10 protein-coding genes are annotated in these 10,560 nt (G+C 71.6%); 1 reads left to right on the forward strand and 9 read right to left on the reverse strand.

Annotated features, from left to right (window positions below; genetic code table 11):
* Nucleotides 1-9: 9 nt before the first annotated feature.
* The 8 genes from ABD714_RS13195 to ABD714_RS13230 all read right to left on the reverse strand — a co-directional run bounded on the left by ABD714_RS13195 (nt 10) and on the right by ABD714_RS13230 (nt 9,031).
* Nucleotides 10-939 carry a hypothetical protein gene (locus ABD714_RS13195; protein WP_344812833.1) on the reverse strand — a complete coding sequence of 310 codons (930 nt, stop codon included), beginning with the start codon at nt 937-939 and terminating at the stop codon, nt 10-12.
* 166 nt (nt 940-1,105) lie between these two features.
* Nucleotides 1,106-2,542, reverse strand: coding sequence for an MGDG synthase family glycosyltransferase (locus ABD714_RS13200; protein WP_344812834.1), 1,437 nt, complete (start codon nt 2,540-2,542; stop codon nt 1,106-1,108).
* Nucleotides 2,543-2,727: 185 nt separating this feature from the next.
* Nucleotides 2,728-3,489 (reverse strand): LysE family translocator, encoded by a 762-nt coding sequence (locus tag ABD714_RS13205; protein WP_344812835.1) that lies wholly within the window; start codon nt 3,487-3,489, stop codon nt 2,728-2,730.
* A gap of 100 nt (nt 3,490-3,589) precedes the next feature.
* Nucleotides 3,590-3,877, reverse strand: coding sequence for a hypothetical protein (locus ABD714_RS13210; RefSeq protein ID WP_344812836.1), 288 nt, complete (start codon nt 3,875-3,877; stop codon nt 3,590-3,592).
* A complete protein-coding gene (locus ABD714_RS13215) occupies nt 3,874-4,992 on the reverse strand; it encodes a class I SAM-dependent methyltransferase (RefSeq protein ID WP_344812837.1) in 1,119 nt (372 codons plus the stop codon). The genes ABD714_RS13210 and ABD714_RS13215 overlap by 4 nt, the downstream gene beginning before the upstream one ends.
* 27 nt (nt 4,993-5,019) lie before the next feature.
* Nucleotides 5,020-7,368 carry an ATP-binding protein gene (locus ABD714_RS13220; RefSeq protein ID WP_344812838.1) on the reverse strand — a complete coding sequence of 783 codons (2,349 nt, stop codon included), beginning with the start codon at nt 7,366-7,368 and terminating at the stop codon, nt 5,020-5,022.
* A 119-nt stretch (nt 7,369-7,487) separates the two neighbouring features.
* Nucleotides 7,488-8,195 carry a GAF and ANTAR domain-containing protein gene (locus ABD714_RS13225; protein WP_344812839.1) on the reverse strand — a complete coding sequence of 236 codons (708 nt, stop codon included), beginning with the start codon at nt 8,193-8,195 and terminating at the stop codon, nt 7,488-7,490.
* A 71-nt stretch (nt 8,196-8,266) separates the two neighbouring features.
* A complete protein-coding gene (locus ABD714_RS13230) occupies nt 8,267-9,031 on the reverse strand; it encodes a TetR/AcrR family transcriptional regulator C-terminal domain-containing protein (protein WP_344812840.1) in 765 nt (254 codons plus the stop codon).
* Between the two features lie 198 nt (nt 9,032-9,229).
* Between ABD714_RS13230 and ABD714_RS13235 the strand changes: the two genes are divergently transcribed.
* Entirely contained in the window at nt 9,230-9,508 is a 279-nt protein-coding gene (locus ABD714_RS13235; RefSeq protein ID WP_344812841.1) for a hypothetical protein, read from the forward strand.
* A 172-nt stretch (nt 9,509-9,680) separates the two neighbouring features.
* Here ABD714_RS13235 and ABD714_RS13240 read toward each other — a convergent pair whose 3' ends face one another.
* Entirely contained in the window at nt 9,681-10,199 is a 519-nt protein-coding gene (locus ABD714_RS13240) for a hypothetical protein (RefSeq protein ID WP_344812842.1), read from the reverse strand.
* Nucleotides 10,200-10,560: the final 361 nt, after the last annotated feature.

Raw genomic sequence — 10,560 nt, forward strand, 5'->3', positions numbered from 1 at the left:
ACGGTCACGTCAGCCCTCCACCGCGATCACGAAGGGCGCTGTCCGGACCACGCCGTCGTGCTGGAAGTCCAGGAACAGCCGGTAGATCCCCGGGGTCGGCACCTCGACGGCGAAGTCGATGGTGGGGCCGGCGGGCGTGGTGCCGTCGCCCGAGTGACCGTCGGGGTGCACGTGCAGGTAGGCGAGGTCGGACTGGCGCAGGGCGACCAGGTGCCCGTACGCCTCCAGGTAGGGGTCGAGATCGGTGACGGGACGGCCGTCCTGGCTGACCGCGGCGGTGACGGTCCCGGTCTGCCCGGCACGGACGTCGCCGGTCAGCCGGACCTCGTAGCCGTCCACCCGGGCCGTCCGGCTCTCGGTCTCTGCCGGGGCCTCGGGGGCGAAGGACCCGGCGACGGCCAGGTCGGTGCCCAGCGTCAGCCCCTCGTGACCGGTCGGCACGACGTCGGCGAAGACCCGGTAGGTGCCCGCGGCGGAGGTGTCCATGGTGGTGGTCCAGACGCCGGTGGCCCGGTCGAGCGTGGGGTGCAGGTGCTGGAAGTCCGCGAGATCGCGGCGCACCACGATGAGGTGCAGTCGCTTGCCGTGCGCCAGCTCGTACGTCGTGACGGGTCGCTCGTCCGGCCCGGTGATCACCAGCCGGATCTCGGTGGCCGGACCGGCGGCGGGCCGCGGCGTGAGCAGGGCCAGCCGGTAGCCGTCCGCCGCGGCGGCCAGACCCTCCGGGTCCTGGGCCGCGGGCGCGGTCGGTCCGGTCTCTTCGTGTCCGCCGCCCCCGTGGTCCGCTCCCCCGTGCCCGTCCGGGGCGGCACCGGTCGTGGGTTCGGAGCCGACGGCCGCACCGGCCTCGGGGCGCAGCCGGTAGCCGACCTCGAGGGTGGCGATGAAGACGACGACGAGCGCCAGGGCGTACGTCGCGATCTTCATCGGGGTGCTCACCGCTTCACTGTACATACCCCTGAGGGGTATCTCAAACGGTTGCGACCGCTGGGGCCGAGGTAGGTGGGAGTTCCTCACCGACGTCGGTGACGAACCACCACTCAGGGAGTGAACCGGTGGGAGCAGGGCCGCCGACCTGACCAGCACGAGACGTGGCGGTGGGCCGTCAGCGCAGGTCGAAGGTGACAGCTGTCGCGGTCCCCATGGCGCGCCGCAGCTCGAGCAGCAGGTCGGGCGAGGAACGCCGCCAGCGACGCTGGTTGACCAGGTCCTGGGTGGTCACCGTGAGCGTGCCCTCCCCCAGCCGGGCGCCCCGTTGGGCGACCAGGGAGTCGAGCTGGTCCTCGGTGATCACCGCGGCGGAGCGACCGCTGTCCTGGTGGTAGAGCGTGTGCAGCCGCTGGCCGGACGGCAGGTCGACCACCGACATCCCCTGCTCGCTGGCGGTCACGATCGACTCCCGGGCAGCCTGGGTGATCCAGACCGGCGGCGCGTCGTCGGCCGCCACCGCGGCCGCCACCTTGGCGGCGGCGTCGGGATGGCCGATCCGCCGGGCGCTGGCCGCCATCCGCTCGAGCCGGCCCGGCTCGGACAGGATCTCGTCCAGCTTGTAGCCGATCGTGCCCTCGTAGTTGCACTTGACCGCGGCGCCGGACTCCAGCAGGTAGTCGCTGTTGCGGTCCTCCTGGCCGGGGATGGGCTTGATCAGCACCATCGGCACGCCGGCCGCCATGCACTCCGAGGACGACAGCCCGCCGGGTTTGCCGACGAACAGCGAGGCGATCCGCAGCAGGTCGGGCATGTCGTTGGAGTAGCCGAGGACGCGGTACTGGTGCTCGCGGCCGCCGACGAGGTGCTCGACCTCGTTCTTCAGCTCCGCGTTGGCGCCGCAGATCACCACGGCCTGGAAGTCGTTGGTCATCCGCAGCGTCTGCTTGACCACGGTTGTGGTGTAGCTGCCGCCGGCGGCGCCGGCCGAGATCAGCAGCAGCGGCAGGTCGGCGTCCAGGTCGTAGCGCTTGCGGACGCTGACCGCGTCGACGGGCTCCCCGAACAGCGGCCGGACCGGGATGCCGGAGGTGGTCAACCGGTCGGCGGGCACCCCGATGGCCTCCATGTAGGCCTTGGTCTCCTCGCGGGCCACGAAGATCCGGCTGAACGGCGGGTTCAGCCACAGGCCCTGGAAGTCGTAGTCGGTGGTGACCACGAAGATGGGCGCGTTGATCACCTCGCGGGCCAGCAGCAGGGCCGCCAGCCGGGCCGGCAGGAAGTGGGTGCAGACGACCACGTCGGGGTTGAAGTCGCGGATCCGCCGGACGGTGGACATGGTGTTGATGCGGTCGAACATCTCGACCGGCTTCTTCAGCTTGAACGGCGGGTCGTTGGCCTCGTAGCCCCAGCCGACCAGCCACGGGACGGCGTCGACGAGCTTGAAGTACGTCTTGCCGTAGAGGTACTGGTAGGCGTCGTTGGACAGCTCGAGGACGTCGCTGATCTCGGCGTGGACCCCGGGTGTGGCATTGAGGGAGCGTTCGATCACGCCACCGGCGGTGTTGTGGCCAGACCCGACGCCGGCGGACAGGATGAGGACGCGCTTGCTCACGACACATGTCTAGCGCACCCGGCGGCCCCGGCGGGGCGACGCGTTGCCCTGCGGGCCTTGGTCCGACAGCCACCCGACAGCCCAGCTGACGCACTCCTCCGATGCTTCACGCACCTGAGGCAACGGCCGCGTGAGCGTACGGAAGCGTGCGTCAGCGGTGGGGCCGGGTGTGCGTCGGCGCGCGGTCAGCCCAGGAAGGCGACGACGGCCAGAGCGAGGAAGCACCCGCCGGTCAGTCGCGGGCCCCACCGGCCGAGGTCGCCCCGGCCGAGCCGTTGCCAGCCGCCGGCGACGGCGGCATAGCCACCGTCGAACACGAACCCCAGCCCGACCACGCAGGTCACCAGCACCGCGGCCGCGGCGGGAGTCAGGCCGCCGCCGGGCACGAACTGCGGCAGCAGGGCGAGGAAGAACAGCACCGTCTTCGGGTTGAGCAGGTCGATCAGCAGCCCGGCCCGGAACACCGACCACAGGCGTACGGGAGTGACGCCCGTCGGGGCCGGGATCCGCGGCGCCGCGGTCGCGGTCAGCACCGGCGACAGGGAGGGCGGCAGGGGCACCGCCAGCGACGACGACAGGGTCGACGAGGGGGGCACGGGCGGCAGCGACACCGACGGGCCGGCCGGGTGCCGGACCTGGCTGCCCGGGCGCCGGAACAGTCGGCCGGGACGGAACCCGAGCTGGCGCAGTCCGAGCACCATCAGGTAGCCCGCACCGGCGTACCGGAGGGCGGTCAACAGCGAGGGCGAGGCGGCGATCAGGGCGGAGACCCCGAGGCAGGCGGCCAGCACGTGGATCAGGAGTCCGGTCTCCAGACCCAGCACCGCCGCCACCCCCGCCCCGCGGCCTCCCCGGAGCCGCTCGGTGACCGCGTACAGCACCGACGGGCCGGGCACCGCCATCACCAGTGCCGTCACGCCCAGCAGCGGCAGCACGTCGAGACCCATGGGAACAAGGGGGACGCGGGCGGGCGTGCCGATACGTGTGGCGCGGTACGGATCTGCGACGGGCTCGCGCCGGCGGCTGGCGCGAGCCCGCGTGCCTGCGTCAGGTGGCTGGGGAGGTGTCGTCGTTCTCCCTCATCAGATGCACGGTCACCTCGTGGATCTCGTTCACCACGACGTGGCCGAAGGCGGCGTCCAGACCCTGCTGGAGCTGGTCACGATCCGCCGCCCTCCAGACGCAGACCGCCAGCTCGTGGTCCTCGGCCTCCACGAAGGACCTGAGGTCGAAGTCGTCGGGCCAGCTGTGGTCGGAGTCCAGGGCGGCGGCCCAGCCGTCGGCGTCATTGATGTGGTGCAGCACGACGAACGTCGCCGTGTCCCGCCCGGTCACGGCCGTACGTCCAGGATCAGGTTGAAGGGCGTCTCGGCGGCCACGCGGAACCGGCTGAAGCCGCCTGCGACGGTGATCTCCCGCAACCGGTTCGCACCGAGCTGGTTGCCCAGCCCCAGGCCGACGTCCTGGGCCAGGGACGCCGGTGTGCACAGCAGGGTCGAGCCGCCGTAGTAGACCCGGCCCACCGGGGTGAAGTTGTCCTCCGGTCGGTCGCCCGCCATCGGCTCGACCACCATCCAGATGCCGTCGTCGGCGAGGGCGGCACGCACGTGCCGGGCGGCACCCACCGGGTCACCCATGTCGTGCAGCGCGTCGAAGGTGGTGATCAGGTCGAACCCCGTGCCGGGGAACGCCTGTGCGGAGGCCTGCTCGAAGCGGACCCGCTCGCCGACGCCCGCCCGGTCGGCCCGCTCGGAGGCGATCGCGATGGACTCGGGGTGGTAGTCGTAGCCGATCACGGTGCACCGCGGAAAGGCCTGCGCCAGCAAGATGGTGGACGAACCGTGACCGCAGCCGAGATCGGCGACGAGGGCGCCCTGTTCGAGCCGGTCGACCGCGCCGACCGCGGGCAGCCAGTCCGCGACCAGGTTCGCCTGGTAGCCGGGGCGGAAGAAGCGCTCGACCCCGAGGAAGACGTCGGAGCAGTGCTGGTGCCAGCCGACCCCGCCCCCGTGCCGGGCGGCCTCGACGACGGCGTCGGTGTCGTGCAGGATCCCCAGCGCCAGCTGGAAGAAGCCCGGCAGGAACGCAGGACTCGACTCGTCGGTCAGGGCGATGGCGTGCTCGACCGGCAGCGTGTACGTCCTCGTGGCCGGGTCGTAGTCGACGAACCCGCCGGCGGCCTGGCCGTTGAGCCACTCCCGCACGTACGGCTCGGCGGTCGAGGTGGCGGCCGCCAGCGCAGCTGCGTCGACGGGCCCGTGAGCCGCCATGGCCCGGTAGTAGCCGAGCCGGTCGCCGAGAACCACCAGCCCGGCGTTGAGGGTGGCTCCGACCTCCTCGATGGCTCTGTTCACGAAGGCCATCACCTTGTCGGGATCGGCATCGTGGCCGGCGCCGGCTCCTGCGTCGGCCGACCGGGTCGGTTCGCCCGTCATGACTGTCTGCGTCATCGGTCCTCCTCCTGTTGTCCTGTGGACTCAGCCTGATCCGGTGTCGACCCTCTTCGCTTCGGCAGATGTGCCTATCTCTGCGCCGCCGCGGATGCCGAGCTCCCGAGCGCGCAACGCCGCCGCGGTGCGGGACGAGACGCCGAGCTTCTCGAAGATCGAGCGGACGTGGGCGTGCACCGTCCGTGGGCTGACCACCAGAGCAGACGCGATCTCAGGGTTGCTCAGTCCTTCGGAGACCAGCCGGAGGACGTCGAGCTCGCGTCGGGTGAGGTGGGCGACGGGAGAGGCGCACCAGACGGTCAGGTCGCGAGCGATCGTGTCGGTGTCGACCTCGGTCTCCTCGACCGTCAGCCGTTGGCCGCTGTCGAACAGGGGCAGCCACTGCGCGCTGGGCAGCCGCCGCTGGGCCTCGGCGTGGGTGGCGTCGAAGTCCGTCGTGTTGTAGCCGAGGCGGGCGGACCCCAGGGCGCGTCGCCAGGTCGCGGCGGAGCCGTGCAGCCGCGCCGTCAGATCGACCCGCCCGACCTCGGTCGCGAGCGCGCCGAGGCCCTCCATGATCTCGGCCCCCCGCGTGGTGAAGTGACGGCGCCGTTGCAGATCCAGGGCCTGGCGGTAGCGCTGGAGGGCGGGGAGCCAGTCGCGCTCGAGCCGGTGCACGTCGCCGAGCAGGATCAGCGTCCGGTAGCGGGCGTAGTCGATCCCGAGGTCGGCGAAGGCGCGCTCGGCCTCGAGCAGCCGGGGTAGGGCCCGGTCGAGCTGCCGCCGGGCCACCGCAGACTCCGCGCCGTCGAACAGGGACCAGGCCACCCCCGTACGGTCTCCGACGGCGCGGCAGATCCGCAGACTCTCGTCGTTCAGACGGTCCGACGTGTCGGGCTCGTTGCCCACCAGGTGGACGTAGCCCAGCCCGCGCAGCGTCCAGGCCTCGCCGGCCAGGTCGCCCGCCTGCCGGTAGAGCGTCACCGCCCGGGTGAACCGCTGGGCGGCCACCTGGCGATCTCGGTACAGCCAGGCGTAACCCGCCACGTTCAGGGCGCGGGCCCGGACCGCCGGGTCCTCCGCCGCGTCCGCCGGGATGGCCAGCGCCTCCTCGAGCATCTGTCGGCGCGCCTCCAACGGAGCGGTGTAGATCCAGTAGCCGAACAGGCCGCCGGCCAGCCGCAGGGCGTCGGTGGCGGCACGGCGAGCGATGGCTCGCGTCACGGCAGCCTCGATGTTGCCGCTGTCCGCCGCGATCACCGCCAAGGCCGCCGGCTCGTCCGCGGTGTCCCAGACCAGCTGGGCCGAGCGCACCAGATCCGCGGCGTACGCGTAGTGCCGCAGCTCGGTCTCCTCCCAGGCTCGCTGCTCCCGGAGTCGCTGGACCGCGAACACCCGGACCACCTCGTGCACGTGGTAGCGGGTCGTGCCGGAGGCGTCGGGCGCTCGGCGGATCAGGGCGCGCTCACTCAGCGTCGCCAGGGTGCCGAGGGTCGCTCCGGCCACCTTCTGGGCAGCGTCACGACTGAACCCGTCGACGAAGACGCTGAGACGGGCGAGGACATCGCGATCGGGTGCGGGCAGCCAGGTCCAGGTGGAGTCGAGCACCGCCTGCATGCTCCGGTGACGCACCTCCACCACGTCGCCGGCCTCGGACAGCGCTCCGAGGCCCCGGCTGATCTCGACCAGCAGATCCGCGGGCGAGAGCACCCGGACCCAGCTCGCCGCCAGCTCGATCGCGAGCGGCAGTCCCTCGAGCCGCGCACAGATCTGCGCGATCTCGTCGACACTCGACGCCGCCTCCCACCCGGGCGCGCCCAGGGCGGCCCGGTCGAGGAACAGCGCCACGGCGTCACCCTGGCTGCGCCCCTCGGACAGTCCGCCGAGCGGCGGGATAGCGTAGACCTGCTCAGCAGGAACCTGCAGCGGGATCCTGCTGGTGGTCATGACCCGCAGCGACGGGCAGTCCCCGAGCAGGGTGGTCACGGCCGCGGCACACTCCGCCGCCACCTGCTCGCAGTTGTCCAGCACGAGAAGCATCCGCCGCCGCCCGATCACGGCGGACGCGGAGGCGATCGGGTCGGCCCCCGAGCTCGGGTGCCGCAGGGCGGCGGTGCCGATCGCGCGCTCCGCGCCGGCCTGATCGCCGACAGCGCCCAACGACACCCAGAGGACGCCGTCCGGGAACCGGTCACGGCACCGTTCGGCGATCTCGACGGCGAGCCTCGTCTTGCCGAGGCCGCCCGTGCCACAGATCGTCACCAGGCGGTCCGTCCTGAGCAACGCCAGCAGCTGGTGGACCTCGTCAACGCGGCCGACGAAGCGGGTGAGGTAGCTCGGCAGGGCCCCGGTCGCACCCCGACCGGCGCCCGGTCGGCTCCTGCCCGGATCATTCACGTCGTCATCCAGCTCACTGTGGTTCCGGTCGTGCCCCTGGAAGACAGCATCGCGCTTCTGCGCCCGTCCCGCACGTGCTCGTCAGCGGAGGGCGAACGGGAGCCACTCGGGGCTGCGGTCTAGCGAGGCGGGGCCGGCAGACCGTGGGGGCCGTGGACGGCGCCGGTCTCGACGAGCTCGGTGGCGACCTGGTGGAGCTTGCGGTTGCTGTTCTGGCTGACGCGGGTGAGCAGCAGGAAGGCACGGTCACCGCTGAGGTGGTAGCGCTCCATCAGCATGCCCTTGGCCTGGCCGATGAGATCCCGGTTGGCGAGTGCGGCGGCCAGGTCTGCGCCCTTGCGGGCACCGACGTAGGCGATCGCGGCGTGCGCAGCGACCAGCAGGCCGATCTGCTCGGACTCGTCGGTGAAGGCCCCCGGGGTCCGGGCGAACAGGTTGATGGCGCCCAGGTCGTCGCCCTCGACGTAGAGCTGGAGCGCCAGCATGCTCCCCGCCCCCAGCTCGGCGGCGCGAGCAGCGAACAGGGGCCAGCGCTGCTCGCTCGTCATGTCGGCGATGCGGACGGTCTGGTGCTCGTACGCCGCGTCCAGGCACGGTCCCTGCCGCACCTCCTCCTGCACGGCGTCGACCAGGCGCGGGAGATCGCTGGTGGGTGCGTGCGACCACACCCGGGCGCGACCCGAGATGGCGCTGATGGATCCTTCGTCGGCGCCCGGGACGAGCGCCACGGCCGCCGCCACGATCGCCGCCAGCACGGTGTCGGGACGGTCGAGGTGCTCGAGAGCGCGAGCCAGCCCGGCGAGCTTCCCGGCGATCTCGTCACCCATGACGGTGCCGCCGAACGAGGTCGAGGGCTGACCTCGGCGGCCCGTGTCCGCAGGTTCGTGTGCCATTCCGGTCACCCGGCCTTTCCCTCGGAGGTGCTGTCGGGGTGGATGGCGGTGATCCCCGCCAGGAGCAGATCGAGACCGAAGTCCAGCTCCCGCACCCCGTCGTAGTCGGCCAGGTCGGGGGCCAGACTGCGCAGGATCGGGAACTGGCGCGGCGGCAGCTGGTGAAGGCCCAGCCGCAGCAGGTCCTCGGTCTCGTCCGGGTTCACGACCGTGTCCTGCAGCTCGGCGAGGAGGTGGCCGTAGAGGAACCCGACGAAGGCCCGGTGGATCCGCATCGCCTCGACCGCGGAGAACCCGGCCGTGGTGAGCAGCTCGAGGAAGTGCTCCAGGGGTCGCAGGGTGGCCGGCGGGCGCAGGCCGAAGGCGGTGGCCACCGGTCGGGTCAGCAGCAGGTTCACCACGTGCGGATGGGCCAGCGCGAGCCGGCGGAAGTTGTGGGCGCTGCGCCGCAGCCGGGTCTGCCAGTCCTGGCCCTCGTCGGGCAGCTCCAGCTCGTCGAGCACCAGCTCGACGATCCCGTCGAGGAGGGCGGCCTGATCGGGGGCGTACCGATAGAGGGTCATCACGTCGCGGCCGAGCTCGCGGGCGAGCCGTCGTCGGGTCAGGGCGTCCAGCCCTTCGGCGTCCACCAGGCGCAGGGCCGTGGCCAGCACCCGCTGCCGGGTCAGCGGCACACGCTCGGTCGGGGCGGCCGCGTCGTCGGTCGAGCGGTCGGCTTGACCAGACGGCCTGGCGGTGGTGTCCGATCCCGGGGTGCTCTTGGTGGTCATGTGCTCGCCGCCTTCGGCTCTCATCGGCAGTGTTCGAGTTCTGTCTACCACGCAAGTTGCATGCGTCGCAGTCTACGTCTAAGGTCTACAGTGTAGATACGTTGTAAACGCGAGTCTGCACAGGTGGTCGGCAGTCCGACCGCTTCCCCGGGGGCACCAGCGTTCGCTGCTCACACATCCACACTTCAGGAGCTTCATTTGTCCACCTCATCCACCAGCACCCAGCCGGTCGCCTACGACACCCAGAGCGTCCGCCTGACGACCGAGACCAAGTCGGCGTTCAAGACCACCGAGCTGATCGTCTTCGTGCTGGCCACCGTCGGCGTGCTCATCGCCGCTGCCGTCACCGACAACGGCGACGACGGCCAGGGCTTCGGCGCAGCCAGCGCCTGGCTCTACGTCACGATGCTGGCCATCGGCTACATGATCAGCCGCGGACTGGCCAAGTCCGGCAGCCGCGAGCGCTACAACGCGTAGTCACGACGCGGGCCGAGCCCCATCGGGAGTCTTCCCGGTGGGGCTCAGCCATGTCCGGTGGTCGACGACGAACACGGCGTCTCGTTCCGCCGCGCTCAGCGGTCGAGCCACCAGGCGGTGTGAGACCACCTGCGGTGCGGTGTCGTGATCGCTCAGGGCGGCGGTGTCGCGATCATGATGGACGACGGCGGCGTCGGCGGACGGAAGTCAGGCGACGGGCGAGCAGGTCGCGTTGCCGTACGACCCGGGCCCGGACCCGCCGGCGGATCCGCTGGCCGACGAGCCGACTCCCCGTCTTCCTCGCCCGGGGCGCCGGGACGGTCACGGGGTTGTCGAGGACGCTGAGCAGCTCGACGGCCAGGGCTTCGACGCGCTCGCCGAGACTGCTGTCGTCCAGGTCCCACTCCTCGTAGCGCCGACCCGGGACCCTCGCCACGTCGAGTGCGGTGCCGAGGACGATCACGCGGTCGGAGGTGACGAGCGCACGAGCGGTGAGCCGTTCCTCGTGGGCCGGGTTCAGCCCCATCATCACCAGCATCTGGTCTTCTCGGCCACCGGGATTCGGCGGTTGCGCCCCGGCGGTGTGGATCTCGACGCGGTCACCGACCAGGCGGCGCAGGAGGCTCTCGGCGATTTGCGTCGAGCTCGCGTCGTCGCCGACGAAGAGGACGATCGGTCGGCGCGAGGTCATGTCGTCAGCAGAGCTTCGTCGGGGCGGCGGGCGTGCTGAGCGAGGGCGTCGGCGACGGTGGTGGTGGTGGCTGCGTCGGGCTGCCAGTCGTTGTTCGAGGTCGTCATGCATCGTCCTGGTGGGTCGAGAGGCTCGGCACCGGCCCCGGCGCCGCCGGCCCCGAGGGACCGGCGGTGCGGGGCTGGCGTCGCTGGGATCAGAACACGCTGTTCGGGTCGTAATACTGGTCGATGTTCTCGCAGCCGATGCCGACGGCCTCGGTGAACGACTCCTTCGGGTAGTCCGACGGCTTGGTCTTTCCGGTGGCCACGTCGACGGAGATCTTGAGCGCCTCCTTGGCCGCCAGCGACGGTGAGTTGAG

The organism is Microlunatus aurantiacus (genome assembly GCF_039536605.1).
Taxonomy (GTDB): Bacteria; Actinomycetota; Actinomycetes; order Propionibacteriales; family Propionibacteriaceae; genus Microlunatus; species Microlunatus aurantiacus.

Coding starts and splice junctions, on each gene's coding strand:
- ABD714_RS13205 (WP_344812835.1), bottom strand. CDS start 3,489: ATGGGTCTCGACGTGCTGCCGCTGCTGGGCGTGACGGCACTGGTGATG.
- ABD714_RS13215 (WP_344812837.1), bottom strand. CDS start 4,992: ATGACGCAGACAGTCATGACGGGCGAACCGACCCGGTCGGCCGACGCA.
- ABD714_RS13225 (WP_344812839.1), bottom strand. CDS start 8,195: ATGGGTGACGAGATCGCCGGGAAGCTCGCCGGGCTGGCTCGCGCTCTC.
- ABD714_RS13230 (WP_344812840.1), bottom strand. CDS start 9,031: ATGACCACCAAGAGCACCCCGGGATCGGACACCACCGCCAGGCCGTCT.
- ABD714_RS13240 (WP_344812842.1), bottom strand. CDS start 10,199: ATGACCTCGCGCCGACCGATCGTCCTCTTCGTCGGCGACGACGCGAGC.